Here is a 22,996-nt window from a genome sequence, read left to right as displayed (position 1 = left end):
GACGTGCACCACTGCCCACCGCCAGAAAGGGCCCCCGATGACCACCGCACCCACGACCGCTCCTACCCATAAAGACATCGACCTGAGCGCCCGCGAGTTCTGGGCGAAACCCCCGGAGGAGCGGGACGCCGCCTTCGCCGTCCTGCGCGCGGAGAACCCCGTGCCGTGGAGCCGCCCCGCGGAGTCGGATCTGCTGCCCCCCGAGCTCAACACCAGGGGCTTCTGGTCGCTGACCAAACAAGAGGACATCCGGATGGCCAGCCGCCACCCGGAGATCTTCTCCTCGGCGCAGGGCATCACCATGGAGGACTTCGCCCCCGAGGCGGTGGAGATCGCCCAGTCGTTCATCGCCATGGACGCCCCGCGGCACACCCAGCTGCGCGGAATCACGACGGAGGCCTTCAAGCCCAAGAACGTGCGCCGCCTGGAAGGCTGGATCCGCGGCCACGCCCATGACCTGGTCAGCGAGATGGCCCACCTCGGCGAGGGGGACTTCGTCCAACTCGTGTCGGTCAAGCTGCCCGGCCGCATTTTCGGCAGCTTCTTCGGGCTGCCCGAAGGTGAACTGCGGGATCAGGCCGTCCGCGCCGCGCAGCGGCTCGTGGGCTGGACAGACCCCAACATCCGCGGCGAGCAGAGCGAACTCGAGCTGTTCATGGGCGCCGTCATGGACCTGCACGCCGTGGCGACGGTCCTGATCCCCGAGCGGCGGGCCAACCCCGGCGACGACCTGATGACCTGGATGGTGCAGGCCGAGTTCGACGGCAAGAAGATGACCGACGACGAGCTGAAGGCCTTCTTCGTTTTGATGGGCGTCGCGTCCAACGACACCACGCGGCACGCCTCGGCCCACGCCATCGCCGCCCTCTCGAAATTTCCCGACCAGCGCGCGCTGCTCGTCGAGGACGTCGAGGGCCGGGTCGGCACCGCCGTCGAGGAGGTGCTGCGCTGGGGGTCGCCGCTGCTGCACATGCGCCGTACCGCCACCCAGGACATCACCGTGCGCGGCTCGGAGATCAAGGCCGGCGACAAGGTGGTGCTGTGGTACTACGCGGGCAACCGCGACGAGGACGTCTTCGAAGACCCCCACTCGTTCAACATCCTGCGAAACCCGAATCCGCACATCGCCTTCGGTGGTGGCGGTCCGCACTTCTGCCTGGGCGCGGCGCTGGCACGCACCATGCTCAAGGCGTTGCTGACCGAGGTCTACACGCGCATCCCGGATATCTCGGCGCCGGAGCCCAACTACGCCCTGGCCAACTTCATCAACGGTGTCAACAGCCTGCCGGCGACCTGGACACCCGAGAAGCGCTGACCCCAAGGAGTTTTCGATGAAGACGAAGGCAGCGGTGCTGTGGGGGCTGCACCAGAAGTGGGAGGTCGAAGAGGTCGACCTCGACGGGCCCAAGGAGAACGAGGTCCTGGTCAAGATGGCCGCCGCCGGGCTGTGCCACTCCGATGACCACCTGATCACCGGCGACATGCCGATGCAGCTACCGGTCGTCGGTGGGCATGAGGGCGCCGGCGTCGTCGTCGATGTCGGACCGGGCGTCACCGAAGTCGCCGAAGGCGATTCCGTTGCGTTGAGCTTCATCCCCGCCTGCGGCCGCTGCGAACCGTGTTCGCGCGGCATGAGCAACCTGTGCGTGCTCGGCGCCGCCATCATCGCGGGACCGCAACTCGACGGCACCTTCCGATTCCACGCGAAGGGCCAAGCGCTGGGGCAAATGTGCGTGCTGGGAACGTTCTCCGAATACACGGTGGTGCCACTGGCATCGGTGATCAAGGTCGATCCTTCCACCGCGCTGGACACCGCCGCCCTGGTGGGATGCGGAGTCACCACCGGCTACGGCAGCATGGTGCGCACCGGCGAAGCGCGTGACGGCGACACCGTGGTGGTCATGGGTGTGGGCGGGATCGGCATGAACGCGGTGCAAGGCGCGCGGATCGCTGGGGCACGCGTGATCGTCGCGCTGGATCCCGTGGAGTACAAGCGGGGCCGTTCACTGGAGTTCGGCGCCACCCACACCGCGGCGACGGTCGACGAGGCCCAAGCCCTGATCATCGACCTGACGCGCGGCCAGATGGCTGACGTATGCGTGGTCAGCACCGACTCGGCTGAAGGCGCGTATGTGGCTCAGGCGCTGAGCCTGGTCGGCAAGCGCGGCAGGGTGGTGATGACAGCGATCCCGCATCCGACCGACACGTCCGTCGCCATGTCGCTCTTCGATCTGACCCTGTATGAAAAGCAGGTTCGCGGTTCGCTTTTCGGATCGTCCAATCCCCGGCACGACATACCCCGCATGCTCGACCTGTACCAAGCCGGGCGGCTGAAGCTCGACGAGCTCGTCACCCAGGAGTACACCCTCGACGAGATCAACACCGGCTACGCCGACCTGCACGCCGGGGTCAATCTCCGCGGGCTGATCCGGTTCTGAGCGGCCATGAGCCTCATCACCATCGTCGTCATTATCGCTGTCCCGCTGGGCATCCCGGCCGGGGTCAGTGCCGCGCACCACGCCGCCGGCCGCTGGAGGAGTTTCGCACATTGGCGTCGCCGGACCCGATGACTGGAGGCAAGGACGACATGACTGACATTCCGCACTACCCGATGTACATCGACGGGCAGTGGCACGACGCGTCAAGCAGCTTTCAGGTGCGCGATCCCGCGACGAACCGATTGGTAGCAACCGTTGCCCGGGGCGACGTGGCAATGGCCGACGAGGCCGTGGCGGCGGCAAAGGCCGCACATGCCTCCGGCGTGTGGCGGTTGACGCCCGCGGCGGAACGCGCCCGCATCCTCGATGCGATCGCGGACAACCTCGCCGCGCGGTTCGACGAGTTGACGGTCCTGCAGGTACGCGAAAACGGTGCAACCGCACGGTCCGCGGGCGCTTTTCTGCTCGGCTACTCGATCGCCCACCTGAAATACTTCGCGTCGCTGGCGCGGTCCTATGCGTTCGAGGAGAGCGGAGCCTTGATCGAAGCGCCCACGCTGGCCGCCGGGATTCTTCGTCGCGAGCCGGTGGGTGTGTGCGCCGGCATCGTGCCGTGGAACTTCCCGTTGCTGCTGGCGGTGTGGAAGCTGGGCCCCGCGTTGGCGGCCGGCAACACCATCGTGCTCAAGCCCGACGACCAGACTCCGCTGACGTTGCTCGAATTGGCCAGGGCGGCCGACGAAGTCGGGCTGCCGGCAGGTGTGCTGAACGTGATCACCGGGCCGGGGCCCGTGGTCGGCGCCCGGCTGGCCGAGCACCCCGATGTGCGCAAGGTAGCCTTCACCGGCTCGACCGAAGTCGGTAAGACCGTGATGCGCGCCGCCGCCGCCAACGTCAAGCGGGTCACCCTCGAGTTGGGTGGCAAAGGCGCAAACATCGTCTGCGACGACGCCGATCTGGATTTGGCGGTCGACGGCACGCTGTTCGGATTCTTGCTGATGTGCGGGCAGGCCTGCGAGTCCGGTACCCGGCTGTTGCTGCACGCCTCAATTCACGACGAGTTCGTGCGAAGGCTGGTCGCCCGCGCGTCCACGCTCGTCGTGGGCAATCCGATGGACCCGACCACCGACGTTGGCCCGCTGATTTCCGCCAAACAGAAAGCGCGAGTGGAGAAGTACATCGCGCTGGGGCAAGAGGAGGGCTGCAAGATCGCGTTCCAGGGCACCGTCCCCACCGAATCCGAACTCGCCGAAGGCCATTGGGTCGCGCCCACGATCCTGACCGGTGCCACCAACGACATGCGGGTGGCGCGGGAGGAGATCTTCGGGCCGGTGCTCGTGGTGATCAAATGCGCCGACGACGCCGAGGCGGTCGCGATCGCCAACGACAGCGAGTACGGACTGTCCGCGGGGGTGTGGAGCACAGACAATGAACGGGCGCTGGCGATCGCCCGCGAGTTGGAATCCGGAACGGTGTGGATCAACGACTGGCACATGGTCAATGCGATGTTCCCCTTCGGCGGCATGAAGCAAAGCGGTCTGGGGCGCGAGCTCGGACCCGGTGCCCTCGACGAGTACACCGAGCAAAAGTTCGTGCATGTCGACATGACCAATGACCGTGCCAAGCGGGTTTATCCCGTTGTCGTGTCGGCCGCGGCGACCGCCTGACCGATGTACCCGGGTACCCACGCGGACGGTGGTCCGCACCGCCCCGCCGTCATCCTCGCCGAGACCGGGCAGGTGTTGACCTACCGGCAGCTCGACGACAACTCCGTCGCGCTGGCGCGGGTGCTGCACGACGCCGGGCTCCGCCATGGCGATGTCGTCGCACTGCTGTCCGACAACGCCGCTGAAGCCTTCGAGGTGTACTGGGCGACGCAACGATCCGGCCTGTACATCACCGCCGTCAATCACCACCTCACGGCGCGGGAGGCCGGCTACATCGTGCGTGACTCGGGTGCACGCGCGCTGATCGCGTCGGCCGCGCTGGCCGCCCTCGCCGCCGAAGTCGCCGAGCAGGCCGACGGCGCCGGCCTGCGGCTGGCGTTCGGCGGCGACGTTCGCGGTTTCGATTGCTACGAAACCGCTCTCGCCGAGGCCGGCCCCCGCCTGCAAGCCGAACCGTCGGGCGCCGTCATGCTGTATTCCTCCGGCACAACGGGCTTCCCGAAGGGTGTCAAGCCGCCGCTGCCAGACCGGCGGATCGACGAACCGGGAGATCCGATCCTGGCCATGGCCAGCCATTTCTACGGAATCGAAGCCACCGACGTCTATCTGTCTCCAGCGCCCGTCTACCACGCCGCACCCCTGCGCTGGTGCGGCATGGTGCAGGCGCTCGGTGGAACGGTGGTGCTGGCCAACAGGTTCGACGCCGAAGCCACCCTGCGCTACATCGAGCAGTACCGGGTCACCGTCGCGCAGCTGGTTCCCATGTTCATCCGGCTACTCAAACTGGATCAGACCATCCGGCGCAGCTATGACCTTTCGAGCCTGCGGATGCTCATGCACTCCGCCGCGCCCTGCCCGACCGATGTCAAGCGGGCGATGATCGACTGGCTCGGCCCGATCATCTACGAGTTCTACGGCTCGACCGAGGCGCACGGCCTGACGTTCATCGACTCCGAGCAGTGGCTCACCCACGCCGGTTCGGTGGGGCAAAGCGTGCTTGGGACGCTGCACATCTGCGATGACGGTGGAAACGAGCTGCCCGTCGGTGCCGTCGGCACGGTGTACTTCGAACGCGACCATCTACCGTTCGTGTACCACAACGACACCGAAAAGACCGCCGCGGCCTGCCACCCGCAACATCCGTTCTGGACGACCGTCGGCGACCTCGGTTACGTCGACCCCGACGGCTTCCTTTACCTCACCGACCGCAAGTCGTTCATGATCATCTCCGGCGGGGTCAACATCTACCCCCAGGAAGTCGAGAATGCGCTGGCGCTGCACCCCGCGGTGCTCGACGTCGCCGTGATCGGCGTGCCCCACCCCGAGATGGGCGAGGAGGTCAAAGCGCTCGTGCAGCTGGTGCCCGGGGTGAGTGGAACCGATTCCCTCTCAGCAGATCTCGTCGACTATGTCCGCGACCGGATCGCCCATTACAAGGCGCCCCGTTCGGTCGAGTTCGTCGACGAGTTGCCCCGGACCCCGACCGGAAAACTCGCGAAAAACAAGCTGCGGCAGCAGGTTACGGTCCGAAGTTAGTGCCGCTCGTGATCTGTTCCCATTTCGCGATCTCGCCGGCGCGGGCGTCCGCGACGTATCGGTAGAAGGCCAGGGCGTCGGGGCCGAGCAGCAGGAATCCTGGGGGCTCGCTCGACTCGACCGCCGCGATGATCGCGGTGGCCGCCTTTGCGGGGTCACCGGCCTGGTTGCCGTGCATGGTGTCGTTCTCCTTGCGGCGTTGCCCGGCGGTGTCCGCGTAGTCGTCGATGACGGTGCCCGACTGGACGAGCGAGCGCCCGGCGAAATCGGTGCGGAACGCGCCGGGTTCGACGATGGTCACCGAGATGCCCAGCGGGGCAAGCTCACCGCGCAGCGCTCCGCTCATGCCTTCGATGGCGGCCTTGGCTGCCGCGTAATAGCCGGAGCCCACCGGAGTCACCGTTGCGCCGATCGAGGAGATGTTGACGATCGCGCCGCTGCGGCGTTCCCGCATGCCGGGCAGGACGGCCTTGATCATGGCGACCGTGCCGAAGAAGTGCGTCTCGAACAGGGTGCGCACGTCGGCGTCGTCGCCTTCTTCGACCGCGGCCCGGTAACCGTAGCCGGCGTTGTTGACCAGGACGTCCGGGACGCCGAACCGGTCGTGGGCCTCGCGCACCGCCGAGGCGACCTGCGCGGGGACGGTGACGTTGAGGGCGACGGCGAGTACCCGCTCGGGCGCGGCCGAGGCCAGGTCGGCGACCTTGGTGACGTCGCGCGCGGTGACGACGGCGTTGTGACCGGCCCCGATGACGGCCTCGGCGAGCGCTCGACCGAGTCCGGTCGAGCAGCCGGTGACGAACCAGGTGGACATGAAGATCGCTCCTTCTCTCGCCGAGACGGTATGCGGGCTATGCCGTGGCGATTCTTCTCTTCGATCGCCGAACGTGGGCCTTCATAATCAACTATCGTCCGTCTTAGGCAATTGATCGGCACCGGTGAAGGAAACAGGTAGTGAGGACGCTAGAGGGCGTTCTGGCCAGGCACCCGTTCTTCCGCGGGATGGACCCGCGCTATGTGCAGTTGGCGGTCGGGTGTGCGGCAAACCTGCGCTTCGCCGCGGGCGAGTTGATCTTTCGCGAGGGCCAGCCCGCTGATCACTTCTACCTCATCCGCGCCGGCAGGATCGCGCTCGAAACCCCCGCTCTGGGCCGTGGCAGCTTGACGGTGCAGACACTCGGAGACGGAGACATCCTTGGATGGTCGTGGTTGGTGCCGCCGTACAACTGGCGGTTCGACGCGCGCGCGGTCGAGACGACGCGCGCCATCGGTTTCGACGGCAAGTGCCTGCGCGGCAAGTGCGAAGAGGACCACGAACTGGGATACGAGCTGCAGAAGCGTGTGATCGCGGTGCTCGGAGAGCATCTCGATGCGACAAGGTTCCGGCTCCTCGACATCTATGCCGATGTCATCGAATAGGGACGGAAGCCCCTCAGCCCCTCAGCCCCTCAGCCCTCGAACGCCGGACCGTCGAAGCGGTCGCGCGTGATGAATTCCGCGACCGGGCGGCGGCGCAGCTTGGTCGGCTGGCGCACCGGTTTGCCAAGGGGCACAACCGCGGCGAGCGCGTGCAGGTCGGGGATTCCCAGCAGCCGGCGCACCTGGTCCTCGGCCGCGATGGCCATGGTCGTGATGGTGCCGCCGTACCCCTCGCTGCGGGCGGCCAGCAGAATGTTCCAGATCAGCGGGTAGACCGACGCGCCGCCGGCCAGGCCGACGCGGTCCAGGTCCTGATCGATGGATGCGACGACGGTCAGGTCGACCGAAACAACAAGAACGACCGGCGCTTTCGCGATTGGCGCGACGAAGGTGTCGGGGATCTCGGTCCGGTCGATGACGTCCTGCGGCACACCGCTGGGATGGATTGAATTCCAAGGGTTTTCACCCGCCTGCAGCTGGGCGAAGTAGCGCCGGGCCGCCGTCACGCCCAGCTCGGCGAGGTGGCGACGGGTGTCCGGATCACGCACCACGGTGATGTGGGCGCCCTGCCGGTTGCCCCCGCTCGGCGCGAACCGGGCGTTGTCGAAGATGCGCCACAACGCCTCGTCGGGCACCGGGTCGTCGGTGAATTCGCGTGCCGCGAAAGTCGTCCGCATGACTTCGTACAGCTCCATGGCCGCCTCACGCGCTCGCGGAGGCGCGGCGCTCCAGGCGGAAGGTGCGTTTGAATCCGGCCGGTTGTGTCGTCAGTGTCACTTCGACCGCGCCGCTGGGCGCGATGACGTAGCGCTCCTCGACATCGGGCCCGTCCCGCCAGCGGCCGACCGGCTGGCGCCCGAGGTCGTCGCGCCCGTGCAGGGCCGGGTCGAACGGGAACAGCACCGGATCATACGGCGTCACGTCCCCGTCGGGCCGGCCGTTGACCAGGCGGCTGCACTCGACGAACCGGAAGTGGCCGATGTTGTGCGCCGCCCGGTAGGTCCGCTTCACCACCAGCGGGGTGTGCCCATCCGCGGGCAATGAGACGTCCTTGCACACGATCGGGTCGAAGACGACGCCGGCGCCCGCCTCGGCCTCGCGGAAGACGCCGAAGTTGCGCGAGAAGCGTTCGGAGAGCGCGAAATCGGATTCCTTGTCGAGGAAGACGGCCAGGCCGATGGCGGTGGCCGCGAAGGGGTGCGGTGAGCGTTTGACCCGCTTGTCGCCAAAGGCGGTGCGCAGCATCCGCGAAACGAGCGGGAAGCTGCCGGCGCCGCCCACGACGTAGATGCCGGCGACCTCCGACCAGCTCACGTCGGTGCCGCCCGGCGCCGGGTTGTGCAGGACGCGTTCGAGCAGCTTCATCGTCTTGTCGACCAGCGGCGCGCAGGCCGCATAGACGTCGTCGACCGGACACGAGAACGGGGGGCGGTCCGCACCGTCGACGCCCGACAGGTCCACCAGGAAGCGGCGCGTCTGCGGCCCCACGGCCTCTTTGCGGGCGGCGCACTCCTCCCGCAGCAGGTCGCGGACGGCGGCGCCCACACCGGAGAGCCGAGAACCGGCCAGGACGAGGTCGACGATCGCCTCGTCGAAGTCGTCGCCGCCCAGGCGCTGGATGCCCTCACTGATGACGACTTCGTTCGCGTGCCCGGTCATCTTGAGCAGCGACGCGTCGAAGGTGCCGCCGCCCAGGTCGTAGATGAGGACGTATTCCCGTTTGGCGGTGATGGTGGAGCGGTACCGATGCGCGTATTCCAGGCTCGCGGCCGACGGCTCGTTGAGTAGCGCGACGACGTGGAACCCCGCCGCGACGAAGGCGTCCAGTGTCAGCAGGCGCTGGGCGCTCGAGGCGTTGGCCGGCACGCTGATCGCGGCCTCGATGGGTTCCCCCGCGGTGAGGCTGGCGTTGGAGTGGCGCAGCAAGTCGTTCTTGAGCTGAGCCAGAAAGCCGGTGAGGAGGTCGGCCAGTCGATGGCTGCGGCCGGCCAGGCTCACCTCGGTCTGGGGCCCGGCCTCGTTGAGCAGGCGTTTGAACGATCGCAACACCGACCACCCAGGGTCGTGGCGGACGGCGGCGGCATCCGCGCCGAATCGCAAGTCCCCGGCGGCGTTGGCCGCGACGATCGACGGCCACGCGTCAACGCCGTCAAACGAGATGACGGGGTAGTTGCCTCGGTCGACGGCCGCAACGACAGTGTGTGTGGTGCCAAAGTCGATGCCGACTCTCATCGCGCAATCTTAGGACCGCGCTGGGGAGTTCGACACGACCTTTTCGGCCGGCGCGTCCCATCGCTTTTGCAACTCCCGCTCGGCGGCGGTGGCGACCAGACCCGACGGCGCGAACCGCTTCGACGGCACCGGCTCATCCTCGGTCAGCGGCCTGCCCGCGCCGCGCATGGCGCCCAGCGCGACGACCACCCCGGTGATCACCACGATGACGACGACAAGCGCGAACAGAACCGACAGCGTGCCCTGGATGAAGGTGTTCCTGATGACGTCGTCGAGTTGATGTGCGTTCTTGGCCGAACCGAACGATGTCTTGCCGGCGTTTCTCGCCGCGAGGTATTGGAAGTGCTGCGTCCAGTAACCGACATTGGGATCCGCCGAGAAGATCTTCTGCCACGACGCGGTGAGCGTGACCGCCAAGTCCCACAGCAACGGAATCCCGGGAATCCAAGCCCAATTGAGCAGGCGCTTCTTGATGACGATCACGGTGACTACGGTCAGCGCGACGGCGGCCAGCAGCTGGTTGGCGATGCCGAACAGCGGAAACAGGGTGTTGATACCGCCCAGCGGATCGGTCACGCCCATCAGCAGGATGCTGCCCCAGGCCGCGGCCACGGCGAGGCTGCAGAGCCAGACGCCCGGCCGCCAGCTCGGGTTGCGCAGTTTGGCCAGCGGGCCGCCGAGGTTGCCGAGTGCGTCGGACAGCATGAACCGCGCGACGCGGGTGCCCGCGTCGACGGCGGTGAGGATGAACAGCGCCTCGAACATGATCGCGAAGTGATACCAGAACGCCTTGAGGCCCACCCCGCCGAAGACCCGCTGCAACACCTCCGACATGCCGACCGCCAGCGTCGGGGCTCCGCCGGTGCGCGACACGATCGACTTTTCTCCCACGCCGGCGGCGGCCCTGGTGAGTTCGTCCGCGGTCGTCGGGGCCCCCGACAGGCCGAGCCGATTGACGTAGTCGGCGGCGGTGGCCGCGGTGCCGCCGGTTTGCGCGGCCGGGGCGTTGAGGGCGAAGTACAGGTGTTGGTCGAGGATTGATGCGCTGATCAGGGCCATCACGGCGACGAACGACTCGGTGAGCATGCCGCCGTACCCGATGAACCGCATCTGGCTTTCCTTCTCCAGCAGCTTGGGCGTCGTCCCCGACGAGATCAGTGCGTGGAACCCGGACAGCGCACCGCACGCGATGGTGATGAACAGGAAGGGGAACAGCGAACCGGGGAACACCGGCCCGTCGCCGCCGGCGGCGAACCGCGAGATCGCGGGTGCCTGCATGAGCGGGCGGGCCACGCAGATGCCGACCGCGAGCAGCGCGATGGCGCCGACCTTCATGAATGTGGAGAGATAGTCGCGTGGGGCCAGCAGCAGCCAGACCGGCAGCACCGAAGCCACGAAACCGTAGCCGATGATCAGCCACGAAACCGTCACCGGCGAGATGCTCAACCACGTTGCGGCCCAAGGCATTTCACCGACCCAGTTGCCGGAGGCCACGGCCAGCATCAGCAGCACGAAACCGATGATCGACACCTCCGCGACCCGCCCGGGCCGCAGGAACCGCAGATAGCACCCCATGAAGAGGGCGATGGGGATGGTCATGGCGATGGAGAACACGCCCCAGGGGCTTTGGGCCAGCCCCCGCACCACCACCAGGGCCAGCACCGCGATGATGATCACCATGATGACGAACGCGCCGACCAGGGCGGCCGCGCCGCCGGTGGCGCCGAGTTCGTCGCGGGCCATCTGGCCCAGGGAACGTCCCCGCCGCCGGGTGGAGATCCACAAGACCAGGTAATCCTGCACCGCCCCGGCGAACACGGCGCCGATGACTATCCAGATGCTGCAGGGCAGATAGCCCATCTGCGCGGCGAGCACCGGGCCGACGAGTGGTCCCGCTCCGGCGATGGCGGCGAAATGATGACCGAACAACACCCGCCGGTCGGTGGGCACATAGTCGGTGCCGTCCTCGAACACTTCGGCCGGCGTGGCGTGATCGTCGCGCGGGCGGACGATTTTCATCTCGATCAGCCGGGCGTAGAACCGGAAGCCGATGAGGTACGTGCAGATGGCCGCGATCACGAACCAGACCGCGTTGACCGCCTCGCCGCGCGCGAACGCGATGATCGCCCACGCGACCGCACCGATCACGGCGACGGCCCCGAACACGATCTTGTGCCGGACGGTGATGGGGGAGCGGTCGACGATCGCCACGGGCGGTAGCTCGTCGTCGGTGTGGATGTAGCTGACGTCGTCGCGCGCTTTCACTGCCACGGCGGAAACCCTACGCGCGGAAGAAGAACAGCGCTCGACTTAATACAGCGCCCGTACGGCGTCGATCGTGTCGGCCTCCGCCGGGCCTTTGTCGTCGCGGTAGCGCAGCACCCGGGCGAACCGCAGCGCCACACCGCCGGGGTAGCGCGAGGATTTCTGGACGCCGTCCAACGCCACCTCGACCACCTGCTCGGGCCGCAACCGCACGACGTAACCGTCGGTTCCGCTGACGGCGAGCTCGCTGAACCGCGCCGTCTGCCAGTCCAGCATGGTGTCGGTCATTCCCTTGAAAGTCTTTCCCACCATGATGAATTCACCGGTTGCCGGGTCGCGCGCACCGAGATGGATGTTGGAGAGCTTGCCGCTTCGGCGCCCCGATCCCCATTCCACCGCGAGCACCACCAGATCCAGCGTGTGCACCGGCTTGACCTTCAGCCACCCTGCCCCGCGCCGGCCCGCCTGATACGGCGCGTCCGGCGACTTGGCCAGCACGCCTTCGTGGCCGGCGGCCAGTGTCGCGTCCAGGAAGCCCGCGGCGGCCGCGGGGTCGGAGGTCAGCAGCCGATCCACCCGCTGCGCGGCCGGCACCAGCGCGTCCAGGGCGGCCAGCCGCTCGGCGGTCGGAGCGTCGAGCAGGTCGGCGCCGTCACGGTGCAAGATGTCGAAGAAGAACACCGAAAGTGGTTGCGCCGCACGTGCTGCGCCCACATCGACCGAGCGGCCGAACCGCGACGCGGTGACCTGGAAGCGGTGCGGTGAGTTGTCGGGCCGCAGCGCGATCGCCTCACCGTCGGCGATCAAGTCGCGCACCGGCAGGGCCAGCGTCGCCTCCACCACCTCGGGCAACCGGGCGGTGACGTCGTCAAGGCTTCGGGTGTAGACGGTGACCTCATCACCGGCCCGGTGAATCTGCACCCGGGCGCCGTCCAGCTTGGCCTCGAATATGGTTGTGCCGCCGTGGCGTTCGAGCGCATCGGCCACTCCGGTGGCGGTCTGCGCCAGCATCGGGCCGACCGGCCGGCCGACCCGCAGGGCGAACGCGTCGAGAGCCCCGGTCCCGCCGCCCAGGGCGGCGGCCGCCACGGCCGGCAAGTCCCCGCCCAGCATCGCGGCGCGTCGTACCGACGCAGTCGGGATGTCGGCGGCCCTGGCCACCGCGTCCGCCATGATCCCCGCCAGCGCGCCCTGGCGCAGCTCCCCGCCGAGCAATCGCATCAGGAAGGCCTGCTCGGTGTCGGTCGCGGCGGCGAACAGCCCGGCGATGAGCTCGGCGCGCCGCGCCTGCGACCCCTTGCCCGACACCGATCCGATCTCCGAGAAGCCGGCGTCCACCCCGGCGACGGTCAGCGTCGGATGCGGCGCCGGCGGTGGCCGCGACCGCAGCGAGGCCCAGCCAACCCCGATCTGGCGCTGGCGCAGCTCACCCGACAGCCAGGAGACCACGATCGCGACCGCGTCGGGCTCGGCCGCCGCGCGGCGCAACAGGTCGGCGATGTGGGCGACCTTGCTCAGCCGTGACGACGTGCCGCCCACGTCAAGTGAGGTTGCCGCCACGTCGAGAAGGAGCACCAAATCAGCTTGGCATGGCTCTTGAACAAGGCGGGGTCAACCCTGCGCGGCGCACACGCTAGCGTGCCTACGTAACGTTACAGATTGCAAGAGATCTGACAACCCGAAAGGAAGGGTCCGGATGGAGATCAACGGGAAGAAGGTCGTCGTCATCGGCGGCGCATCGGGGATGGGTCGTGCGTCCGCGGAGCTGCTGACCGAGCGCGGGGCGGAGGTCGCCATCCTCGACCGCGAGGGTTCCGACGGCAAGACCGTGGCCGAAGCCATCGGCGGGGCGTTCTATCCGGTCGACGTCACCGACTTCAAGGGCACCGAGGAGACCCTGCAGACCGCGGTCGACAAACTGGGCGGCCTGCACGTCATCATCACGACCGCGGGCGGCGGCATTGCCAAGCGGACGATGACCAAGTCCGGCCCCCACGACCTCGAGTCCTTCCAATCGGTGATCGACCTCAACCTCATCGCCACCTTCAACATCAGCCGGCTCGCGGCCGCGCACATGGCCAAGAACGAGCCCGAGGACGAAGAGCGCGGCGTCATCATCAACACCGCTTCGATTGCGGCCTTCGAGGGTCAGATCGGGCAGGTCGCCTACACCGCCGCCAAGGCCGGCATCGCCGGCATGTGCCTGACCATGGCCCGCGACCTGGGCTCCCTGGGAATTCGTGTGCTGGCGATCGCGCCCAGCCTGTTCGCTACCGGATTGACACAGGGGATTCCGGACGAATTCGCGTCGGCGCTCACCAAGGACGCCGCCTTCCCCAAGCGCCTCGGCAGGCCGATCGAGTACGCCAAGCTGGTGGCGGCCATCGTGGAGAACCCGATGCTCAACGGCCAGTGCCTGCGGCTGGACGCCGGACAGCGGTTCGCGCCCAAGTAACCACCCCCACGGGGCGCCCTCCTCGCATTAAGTACACTCTTTAGGCAGCCGCCCCGCTTCCCCTCGAAGCGGGGCCGGCTACCCAGCCGGTAGCGAGGAGGGCCCCTCATGGGTATCGCACTGACCGACGACCACCGTGAGCTCGCCGAGGTCGCGCGCGGGTTCCTGACCTCGCAAAAAGCTCGCTGGGCGGCGCGGTCCCTGCTCGATGCCGCCGAGGAATCCCGGCCGCCGTTCTGGCAGAACCTCGTCGAGCTGGGCTGGCTCGGCCTGCACGTCGACGAAGAATACGGCGGTTCCGGTTTCGGTCTGCCCGAACTCGTGGTGGTGGTCGAGGAACTCGGCCGCGCCGTGGCGCCCGGGCCGTTCGTACCGACCGTCATCGCCTCGGCGGTGATCGCCAAAGACGGTAGCGCCGAACAGAAGTCGCGACTGCTGCCCGGGCTGATCGACGGGACCGTCACCGCGGGCATCGGCCTGAACGGCGGGGTGCAACTCAAGAACGGGATCGCCGACGGTGACGCCGGAATCGTGCTCGGCGCCGGACTGGCCGAGCTGCTGCTGATCACCGCGGGCGAAGACGTGCTGCTGCTGGAGCGCGACCGCGCCGGCGTGTCGGTCGAGGTGCCGAACAACTTCGACCCGACCCGGCGCTCCGGACGGGTCCGCCTGGAGAACGTGAACGTCAGCGCCGACGACGTCCTGGTGGGCGGGCGGGCATCGGCGCTGGCCCGGGCGCGGACGCTGCTGGCCGCTGAGGCGGTCGGTGGTGCGGCGGACTGCGTTGAGGCCGCCGTGGACTACGCCAAGGTGCGGCAGCAGTTCGGGCGCACCATCGCCACTTTCCAAGCGGTGAAACATCATTGCGCGAACATGCTGGTGGCGGCCGAGTCGGGGGTCGCCGCGGTGTGGGATGCCTCGCGCGCGGCGTCCGAGGACGAAAACCAGTTCCAGCTGGCCGCCGCGGTGGCCGCGGTCCTGGCTTTCCCCGCCTATGCACGCAACGCCGAGCTGAACATTCAGGTGCACGGCGGCATCGGTTTCACCTGGGAGCACGACGCGCATCTGCATTTTCGCCGCGCGCTGGTGATCGCGGCGCTGTTCGGCGGTGACGCGCCGGCCCGGGATGTCTTCGAGCGCACGGCCGCCGGCGCCAAGCGGGAGAACAGCCTGGACCTGCCGCCCGAGGCCGAAGAACTGCGCACCCGGATCCATGCCGACGCCGCCGAGATCGCCGCCCTGGACAAAGAGGCGCAACGCGACAAGCTGATCGAGACGGGCTACGTCATGCCGCACTGGCCCAAGCCCTGGGGCCGCGCCGCCGACGCGGTGGAGCAGTTGGTGATCGAGGAGGAGTTCCGCGCGGCCGGCATCAAGCGGCCCGATTACTCGATCACCGGATGGGTGATCCTGACCCTGATCCAGCACGGAACCGATTGGCAAATCGAAAGATTCGTGGAGAAGGCGCTGCGCCAAGAGGAGATCTGGTGCCAGTTGTTCTCCGAACCAGAGGCCGGCTCCGACGCGGCGTCCGTCAAGACCCGCGCGATCCGGGTGGACGGCGGCTGGAAGATCAACGGGCAGAAGGTCTGGACCAGCGGGGCCCAGTATTGCGCGCGCGGCCTGGCCACCGTCCGCACCGACCCGGAAGCCCCCAAGCACGCCGGCATCACCACCGTGATCATCGACATGAAGGGCCCGGGCGTCGAGGTGCGGCCGTTGCGGCAGATCACCGGCGGCTCGGAATTCAACGAGGTGTTCTTCAACGACGTGTTCGTTCCCGACGAGGACGTCGTCGGGACGCCCAACTCGGGGTGGACGGTCGCCCGCGCGACGCTGGGCAACGAGCGAGTGAGCATCGGTGGCAGCGGATCGTTCTACGAGGGCTTGGCGTCCACCCTGGTGCAGCTCGCTCAGCAGCAGTCAGATCGGTTGGCGGGCGCGCCCATTCGGATCGGATCCTTCCTCGCCGACGATCACGCGCTGCGGCTGCTGAACCTGCGCCGCGCCGCGCGCAGCGTCGAGGGAGCCGGGCCCGGCCCGGAAGGCAACATCACCAAGCTGAAGCTGGCCGAGCACATGGTGGACGGCGCCGCGATCTGGGCGGCGCTGGCGGGCCCGGAGGTCGCACTCATGGACGGGCCCGGCGCGGTGGTGGGCCGGCTGGCGATGGGAGCGCGCGGCATGGCGATCGCCGGCGGCACCTCGGAGGTCACCCGCAATCAGATCGCCGAGCGGATCCTCGGCATGCCGCGCGACCCGCTGATCAACTAGCCGCCCGGGTCAGGCGGGTGCGAACAACGGCGCCCCGCCGCTGCCCTTTTCCGGCCGGAGGCCGACGGTCATGCCGCACCTGACGGAATCGGGTTCGCAGTCAACGATGTTGGCGGCCACCCGGAGACCCTGTTGCTCGGCGAGTTCGACGATGGCGATCACGTACGGGACGGGAATCTCCGGGTTATACGGGTGATGGTTGACCGTATAGGTGAACACCGTGCCGCGGCCGGAAACCGGCCGCGCTACCAGCGGGCCGCCACACGTGCGGCATTTGCCGGCCGCGGGATGCACCCAACGCGCGCAATGGTCGCAATGTTCGATGAGCAGCGGCTCGTCCGGCACGACGAATACAGTACACTCAATTGATCCGATGCGGGGCTGTGGGCTGACGGGCGGTGTGCATGACGCATTTCGAGAAGGACGCGATCCTGTCCGGCATCGGCATCTCGCGGATCGGTCGCCGCAGCGGCATCCCGGGTCTGGACCTGACCATGGAAGCGGTGCGGGCCGCCATCGAGGACGCCGGGTTGGTCCCGTCCGACGTCGACGGCATCGCGACGCTGGGTGACACCCCCGCCGGGGACGTCAACGCCCAGCTGCGGATCGAGGCGGCGGATTGCGGATCCGGCTTCGGCACCGGCGGCTTGCTCAGCCCGGTGATGTCGGCGTGCCGCGCAGTCGCCGAGCGTCGCGCCCGCCACGTGGTGGTGTACCGGACCATCCAGATGCTCGGGGGCACCGTCCCCGTCAAGCCGCAGGAGAACGCGCCCGCGCCCCCGCTCGCGCGGATGTTCGAGGCGCCCGAGGGTGCCGAACGGCCCGCCGTCGGCGCGATGGACGACGTCAACGACTTGGTCGCGGCCAACGCCTACTCCGCCGCGAACTGGCTGGCGCTCAACTGCCGGCGCCACATGGAGCTGTACGGGACCACCAAACAGCAGTTGGGCTGGGTCGCGCTCAACGGCAGGCGCAACGCCGCGCTGAATCCGCGCGCCGTGTACCGCGACCCGATGACCATGGCCGACTACCTCAGCGCGCGGCCGGTCTCCACGCCGTTCGGGCTGCTGGACTGCGACGTGCCGATCGACGGCTCGATCGCGGTGGTGGTCTCGCATGCCGAGTACGCGCGTGATTGCCCGCACCGCGCAGTGGCGGTGGAGGCGATCGGCGGGTCCGACGGCGCCGGGGGCTGGTTCCACCGCGACGACTACCCGAAGATGGCGATGTCGGACGCGACGGCGCAGATGTGGTCGCGGACCGACCTGAAGCCGGCGGACGTTAAGGTCGCCGAGCTCTACGACGGGTTCACCTACCTCACCCTGGCCTGGCTGGAAGCCCTGGGAATCTGCGGCGACGGCGAGGCCGGGCCCTACGTCGAAGGCGGCGCCCGAATCGCCCGTGACGGCGAACTTCCGCTGAACACCTACGGCGGCCAACTCTCGGCCGGGCGCATGCACGGCTACTGGGCGTTGCACGAGGGCTGCCTGCAGCTGCGCGGCGAGGCGGGGGAGCGGCAGGTGTCGCAGCGCCCGGACGTCGGCGTCGTTTCCGTCGGAGGCGGCCCCGTCGCCGGCTGCATGTTGCTCACATGCTGAAAAGGCCTGCGCCAAAACGCCGTTGGGCCTGATATGAGCACTGGTCTCGGGAACAAGCTGGCTTCCAAGATAGCGCGGGACCTCGAGGCCGAGATCGTCCGCCGCGGCTGGGCCACCGGCGAATCGCTGGGCTCCGAACACGCTCTGCAGGAGCGCTTCGGGGTGAGTCGTTCGGTGCTGCGCGAGGCTGTCCGGCTCGTCGAGCACCATCAGGTGGCCCGGATGCGCCGCGGGCCGGGCGGCGGGCTGATCATCTGCGAGCCCGATGCCGGCCCCGCCACCCGCGCCGTCGTCATCTATCTCGAATACCTCGGCACGACCCTCGGCGACTTGCTCAATGCGCGCCTGGTGCTCGAGCCGTTGGCGGCCTCGCTGGCCGCCGAACGAATCGACGAGGCGGGCATCGCTCGGCTGCGGGGCGTGTTGGAGGGCGAGGAACAGTGGAAACCCGGGCTGCCGACACCACGGGACGAGTTCCACATCGCCCTGGCGGAGCAATCGAAAAACCCTGTCCTGCAACTGTTTATCGACGTGCTGATGCGGCTCACCACCCGCTACGCGCTGCAGTCGCGGACGGACACGGCCAGCGAGGCCATCGAGGCGGTCGACCGGATGCACGTCGACCACTCCGAGATCGTCGCGGCCGTCACGTCCGGCGACTCGGCGCGAGCCAAGACGCTCAGCGAACGACACGTCGAGGCCGTGACCGCCTGGCTGCAGCACCATCACCCCGGCAACGCGAGCAGGCGACGCAGGCCGCGGCCGCTCAACATCGAGGTGCCCCGCGGCAAGCTGGCGGAGATGCTGGCGGCCACGATCGGCGACGACATCGCCGCCGGCGGTTGGAAGGTCGGTTCGGTCTTCGGCACCGAGACGGCCCTCATCGAGCGCTATCGGGTGAGCCGGGCGGTGTTTCGCGAAGCGGTGCGATTGCTCGAATACCACTCGATCGCGTACATGCGCCGCGGGCCCGGCGGAGGGCTCGTCATCGCCACACCCCAGGCGCAGGCGAGCATTGACACCATCGCCCTGTACCTCCAGTACCGCGACCCGAGCCGCGAGGACTTACGTTGCGTCCGGGACGCCATCGAGATCGACAACGTCGCCAAGGTGGTCAAGCGGCGCGGCGAATCCGAGGTGGCCGCCTTCCTGTCCGCCCATCGGTCCGAGGTCGACCAAACGCCCGGCGACGTCGCGGACGCCGCCGTGGAGGAGTTCCGGTTCCACGTCGGATTGGCGCAGCTGGCGGGCAATTCGCTCCTGGACTTGTTCCTGCGCATCATCGTCGAGTTGTTCCGGCGGCACTGGTCGAGCACCGGGCAGGCGCCACCGACCTGGGCGGACGTCCTGGCCGTCCACCACGCTCACCTGCGGATCGTGGACGCCATCGAGGCGGGTGACGAGAGCCTGGCCCGGTATCGCGTGCGGCGTCATCTGGACGCTGCCGCGTCCTGGTGGCTGTAGTTCTCAGATGTGATCTGCAGCGCGGTATAGCGAAGGCCCGTCGGGGGTACTGGGGAGGGAGGAAGTGAACGGCCGGTCCAGCAGGGGGTTGGCATTTGTGATCGAGAGCGAGAGTGCTGGAGTGACGGCGAGCACCCAAATTGGAAAGCTCGGCTTCCTCCATTCGGCACTCATCTACCAATCCCAGCAGGAGTACCTGGACTTCGTGAGCCGCTTCGTCAGCGACGGGCTGGCGATGGGCGAGGCGGTGATGGTCGCCGTGCCGTCGGAACAATTGGCGCTACTCCATGACGCGCTGGGCGCGGGCGAGTCGTCGGCCGACCTGCAGATGGTCGACATCACCGAGGTCGCCCGCAACCCGAGCCGGCTGATGGCAATGGAGGGGGCTTTCGTCGACGACCACCCCGACCAGCGGGTGCGGATCGTCAGTCAGGTCGCCTGGCCCGGCCGCACCGCGGAAGAGCTCATTGCCTGCGTGGAGCACGAGGCGCTGGTCAACGGGGCAATGGACGGCTACCAGGTAACCAATTTGTGCCTCTACGACGGGAGCCGGCTCGACGACGACGTGCTGGCGGACGCCCGGGCGACGCACCCGTTGCTATGGAGCGGCGACGCGCTGCAACGCAGCGCGGACTACGCGCCCGACGCCGCCTTGCGGCGCTGCAACCGGCCGCTGCCCGGCAATCCGGGGGCGGTCACCTACCTGGTCAAGAAGTCGTCGGACCTCAGCCCCGCGCGTTCGTTCGCCACGAGTTACGCCGGGTGGATCGGGTTGTCCCAGGACGGGATCGAGGACCTGCAATTGGTGGCGACCGAGCTGGCCAGCAACAGCCTGATGTACACCGACGGCGCGTGCCAGCTCGCCTTCTGGCGCGACGACGGTTACCTGGTGTGCGAGGCGCGCGACACCGGATGCTTCGACGATCCGCTGGTGGGCCGCATGGACCCGGGGCCATGCGGCCCTGCCAGCCGGGGGCTGTACCTGGTCAACGCCATCTCGGACCTGGTGCGCACTCACACCACCGCCAGCGGTACGACCATTCAGGCGTATCTGCGGTTCGATCCGTCGGCCGGGCCGACCGGGTAAACGCAAGCAACCCGCTGGGGACGAGCCCCAGCGGGATTGCTTGACGTAATCGATTAAAGGCCGAGCCCGCCTAGAAGCCCGCCGCCGGTGGCACCGCCGACGAGTCCACCGCTGCCGGCCGCGGATGAAGCACATCCGGTCGGTAGTATTAATACTGCGGCCACAGCTGCGGTTGCCGCGGCGGCTTTAAGATTCTTCTTGGTGACCTTTGCCTTCATGATGAGCCTTCTTTCATCATTCTTCCGAGGGGAGTAATTGCACATCCGTTCAACGAACGGATGTCCCGATCCCATACCCGCTGTTCGACATGAGTAAACCAAAATTTGTGAGTAATTTCGAGACCGGCTGACGCGTTATGCCGCCGGGGGAAAACTTGCACGTCAGCGTCGTATGCGGCTAGTGTCGTCGCTCGTGCGTCTTCTCGATCGTGTCGTAGTAGCTAGCACCCGCAGCGGGGTCTGACCTAGACCGACCCCCCGCTGTGGGTCGGAAGCTACTGCCGTCGGTCACTCCTTCGACCGAAGACCGGCACAATGATTCTTTCCGAGACTCTTTCCGAGCGGCTCAACCCGTCCAGTAACCAGGCCAGCCAGTGCGCCGCGACGGTGTGGTTCGCCCAGCAGTTCGGCGCGCCGTTACCCCGCGGGTTGCGGGAACAGGCCGACGCGATGTCCTGGGGGCGTTTCGTCGCGAGCTACGGTCACACGGCCGGCCCGATCCGCCTCGGCAACTGGACGTGCACGGACACCCACCGACGGCCAGGGCCGCAGCCCCGCCACTACCGGGCCACGATCGCCGTCGGCGACCACATCAGAACCTCGACCGCCGCAGCCGGCGGCCCGATCGCCGCGCTCAGCGCGATGCTGCACGAGCGCGCAATCCCGGTGGAAATCCTCAGATTTCACCAGCTGCGATCAGGCGGGTACACCGCCACCTTCGTCTGCGGCAGCAACGGCGCCCGCGACGAGTGGGCGATGGGCTGGTCGGACGATTCGACGCAATCGGCACTGCGCGCGGTGATCGCCTGCGCCAACCGGTTGATCGCCTGACGCCTTCGGCCTCGCCTACAGCGGGCGCAGCACGATCGGCATGCCGTCCATCGGTATCGGCATACCGCCGTAGTCCAAGTGCGGCTGATAGCCCGGCCGGGCCAGCTCCAGCCGGTAGCGGCGCAGCAGCCGGTGCACGACGGTCTTGACCTCCAGCTGACCGAACACCATGCCGATGCACTTGTGCGCGCCGCCGCCGAACGGCGCGAAGGCGTAGCGGTGCTTCTTGTGCTCGGAGCGGGGCTCGGCGAAGCGTTCGGGATCGAATTTGTCTGGGTCGGTCCACAATTCGGGCAGCCGGTGGTTCATGCCGGGCCAGATGGTGATGTTGGTCCCGGCCGGGATGTAGTGGCCGAGCAGCTCGGTGTCGCGCACGGCCTGCCGCATGTTGAACGGCAGCGGCGTCACCATGCGCAGCGACTCGTTCATGATCAGTTCGAGCGTCTCCAGCTTCTCCAGCGCCTCGATGTCCAGCGGGCCGTCGCCGAGCCGCGCCGACTCCTCACGGGCCCGCTCCTGCCACTCCGGGTTCGCGGCCATGTTGTACACCATGGTGGTGGTCGTCGACGTAGACGTGTCGTGGGCGGCCATCATCAAGAAGATCATGTGGTTGACGATGTCTTCGTCGGTGAAGCTGTTGCCGTCGTCGTCCTCGGTGTGGCACAACACCGTGAGCATGTCATTGCCGGTTGCGTTGCGGCGCTCCTTCACCCGCTCGACGAAGTAGTCCTCGAGGAGCTTGCGGGCCCGCAGCCCGCGCCACCACTTGAACGGCGGAACGGGCTGCCGGATGATCGCGCCGCCCGCGCGCGTCGTGATCGTGAACGCCTGATTGACCTTGGTCACCAGGTCGTGGTCCGTGCCCGGCTCGTGCCCCATGAACACCAGGGACGCGACATCCAGGGTGAGTTCCTTCATCGCCGGGTGGAACAGGAACCGCGCGTCGTTGGTCGGCCAGTCGGCGACGATGCCGCTGGCCACCCGGTCGATGTGCTCGACGTAGCCGGTCAGCCGGGTGCGGGTGAAGGCCTCCTGCATGATGCGCCGGTGATACATGTGCTCGTCGAAATCCAGCATCATCAGGCCGCGGTTGAAGAACGGCCCGATCACCGGGTGCCAGCCCTTCTGCGAGAAGTCCTTGTTCTTGTTCGAGAACACGGCCTGGGTGGCGTCCGGGCCCAGCGCGGTCACCGCCGGCATGATCGGCGAGTCGAGGAAGTGCAGGGGGCCGCGGGTGCGATACAGATGCAACGCGTAGTCGGGTCCGCCCCGAAACATCTCGATGATGTGCCCGAGGATCGGAAGGCCGGCGTCACCCAGCACGGGTTTGAGGCCGCTGCCGGCGGGCGGTTCGGCCAGCACCTTGGTTTCCCAGTCGCGGCTGAGCAGACGCTTTTCGACCGCACCCATCCCCGGGATGGTGTTCAGCGTCGGGGTGAACCGGCGCCGCGCCTGGTCCAGCAGGTACTGCGGGGTGCTGATCGTGGCGGTCATAGACGCTCCTTTGCGTTC

General features: G+C 67.9%; 18 protein-coding genes. 11 read left to right on the top strand and 7 right to left on the bottom strand.

Annotated features, from left to right (window positions below; translation table 11 throughout):
• The first annotated feature begins 37 nt into the window (after positions 1-37).
• The 4 genes from H7J89_RS06370 to H7J89_RS06355 all read left to right on the top strand — a co-directional run bounded on the left by H7J89_RS06370 (position 38) and on the right by H7J89_RS06355 (position 5,641).
• A complete protein-coding gene (locus H7J89_RS06370; protein ID WP_264037978.1) occupies positions 38-1,315 on the top strand; it encodes a cytochrome P450 in 1,278 nt (425 codons plus the stop codon).
• A gap of 16 nt (positions 1,316-1,331) precedes the next feature.
• Positions 1,332-2,438, top strand: a complete 1,107-nt coding sequence (locus H7J89_RS06365) for an NDMA-dependent alcohol dehydrogenase (RefSeq protein WP_264037960.1) — start codon at positions 1,332-1,334, stop codon at positions 2,436-2,438.
• 149 nt (positions 2,439-2,587) lie between these two features.
• The gene (locus tag H7J89_RS06360; protein WP_264037953.1) at positions 2,588-4,105 is read left to right on the top strand and encodes an aldehyde dehydrogenase family protein; all 1,518 of its coding nucleotides are present in this window, start codon (positions 2,588-2,590) and stop codon (positions 4,103-4,105) included.
• 3 nt (positions 4,106-4,108) lie between these two features.
• Entirely contained in the window at positions 4,109-5,641 is a 1,533-nt protein-coding gene (locus tag H7J89_RS06355; RefSeq protein WP_264037945.1) for an AMP-binding protein, read from the top strand.
• Here H7J89_RS06355 and H7J89_RS06350 read toward each other — a convergent pair.
• Complete coding sequence (locus H7J89_RS06350) at positions 5,625-6,455, bottom strand: oxidoreductase (RefSeq protein WP_264037938.1); 831 nt, start codon at positions 6,453-6,455, stop codon at positions 5,625-5,627. The two genes, H7J89_RS06355 and H7J89_RS06350, sit on opposite strands and share 17 nt — an antisense overlap.
• Before the next feature lie 140 nt (positions 6,456-6,595).
• On the opposite strand from H7J89_RS06350, the gene H7J89_RS06345 reads away from it, so the two are divergent.
• Positions 6,596-7,060, top strand: a complete 465-nt coding sequence (locus tag H7J89_RS06345) for a cyclic nucleotide-binding domain-containing protein (RefSeq protein WP_264037929.1) — start codon at positions 6,596-6,598, stop codon at positions 7,058-7,060.
• 29 nt (positions 7,061-7,089) lie between these two features.
• Here the strand turns inward: H7J89_RS06345 and H7J89_RS06340 are convergent, their stop codons facing one another.
• The 4 genes from H7J89_RS06340 to H7J89_RS06325 are packed head-to-tail and all read right to left on the bottom strand — an operon-like array spanning position 7,090 to position 13,132.
• Positions 7,090-7,755, bottom strand: coding sequence for a nitroreductase family protein (locus H7J89_RS06340; protein WP_264037922.1), 666 nt, complete (start codon positions 7,753-7,755; stop codon positions 7,090-7,092).
• Positions 7,756-7,762: 7 nt separating this feature from the next.
• The gene (locus tag H7J89_RS06335) at positions 7,763-9,292 is read right to left on the bottom strand and encodes an Hsp70 family protein (protein ID WP_264037913.1); all 1,530 of its coding nucleotides are present in this window, start codon (positions 9,290-9,292) and stop codon (positions 7,763-7,765) included.
• Between the two features lie 9 nt (positions 9,293-9,301).
• The gene (locus H7J89_RS06330; RefSeq protein ID WP_264037905.1) at positions 9,302-11,563 is read right to left on the bottom strand and encodes a carbon starvation CstA family protein; all 2,262 of its coding nucleotides are present in this window, start codon (positions 11,561-11,563) and stop codon (positions 9,302-9,304) included.
• A 39-nt stretch (positions 11,564-11,602) separates the two neighbouring features.
• Complete coding sequence (locus H7J89_RS06325; protein ID WP_264037896.1) at positions 11,603-13,132, bottom strand: ATP-dependent DNA ligase; 1,530 nt, start codon at positions 13,130-13,132, stop codon at positions 11,603-11,605.
• A gap of 121 nt (positions 13,133-13,253) precedes the next feature.
• Here H7J89_RS06325 and H7J89_RS06320 point away from each other — a divergent pair, with 121 nt between their 5' ends.
• Positions 13,254-14,012: an SDR family NAD(P)-dependent oxidoreductase gene (locus tag H7J89_RS06320; RefSeq protein ID WP_067204519.1), complete on the top strand. Its 759-nt coding sequence runs from the start codon at positions 13,254-13,256 to the stop codon at positions 14,010-14,012.
• 108 nt (positions 14,013-14,120) lie between these two features.
• On the top strand, positions 14,121-16,286 hold the full coding sequence (locus H7J89_RS06315; protein ID WP_264037868.1) for an acyl-CoA dehydrogenase family protein: 2,166 nt from the start codon (positions 14,121-14,123) through the stop codon (positions 16,284-16,286).
• A 9-nt stretch (positions 16,287-16,295) separates the two neighbouring features.
• Here H7J89_RS06315 and H7J89_RS06310 read toward each other — a convergent pair whose 3' ends face one another.
• The gene (locus H7J89_RS06310) at positions 16,296-16,631 is read right to left on the bottom strand and encodes a Zn-ribbon domain-containing OB-fold protein (protein ID WP_264037860.1); all 336 of its coding nucleotides are present in this window, start codon (positions 16,629-16,631) and stop codon (positions 16,296-16,298) included.
• Positions 16,632-16,690: 59 nt separating this feature from the next.
• Here H7J89_RS06310 and H7J89_RS06305 point away from each other — a divergent pair, with 59 nt between their 5' ends.
• The 4 genes from H7J89_RS06305 to H7J89_RS06290 all read left to right on the top strand — a co-directional run bounded on the left by H7J89_RS06305 (position 16,691) and on the right by H7J89_RS06290 (position 21,484).
• Positions 16,691-17,884 carry a thiolase family protein gene (locus H7J89_RS06305; protein WP_264037854.1) on the top strand — a complete coding sequence of 398 codons (1,194 nt, stop codon included), beginning with the start codon at positions 16,691-16,693 and terminating at the stop codon, positions 17,882-17,884.
• Between the two features lie 33 nt (positions 17,885-17,917).
• On the top strand, positions 17,918-19,348 hold the full coding sequence (locus tag H7J89_RS06300; protein ID WP_264037848.1) for a FadR/GntR family transcriptional regulator: 1,431 nt from the start codon (positions 17,918-17,920) through the stop codon (positions 19,346-19,348).
• Between the two features lie 97 nt (positions 19,349-19,445).
• Positions 19,446-20,435 carry an anti-sigma factor RsbA family regulatory protein gene (locus tag H7J89_RS06295; RefSeq protein WP_264037842.1) on the top strand — a complete coding sequence of 330 codons (990 nt, stop codon included), beginning with the start codon at positions 19,446-19,448 and terminating at the stop codon, positions 20,433-20,435.
• Positions 20,436-20,968: 533 nt separating this feature from the next.
• On the top strand, positions 20,969-21,484 hold the full coding sequence (locus H7J89_RS06290) for a 2-isopropylmalate synthase (protein ID WP_264037832.1): 516 nt from the start codon (positions 20,969-20,971) through the stop codon (positions 21,482-21,484).
• 15 nt (positions 21,485-21,499) lie between these two features.
• Here the strand turns inward: H7J89_RS06290 and H7J89_RS06285 are convergent, their stop codons facing one another.
• Positions 21,500-22,978 carry a cytochrome P450 gene (locus H7J89_RS06285; protein ID WP_264037823.1) on the bottom strand — a complete coding sequence of 493 codons (1,479 nt, stop codon included), beginning with the start codon at positions 22,976-22,978 and terminating at the stop codon, positions 21,500-21,502.
• Between the last annotated feature and the right edge of the window lie 18 nt (positions 22,979-22,996).

Source organism: Mycobacterium paraffinicum (assembly GCF_025822865.1).
GTDB lineage: Bacteria > Actinomycetota > Actinomycetes > Mycobacteriales > Mycobacteriaceae > Mycobacterium > Mycobacterium paraffinicum.
This window is presented reverse-complemented; position numbering and strand designations above follow the sequence as displayed.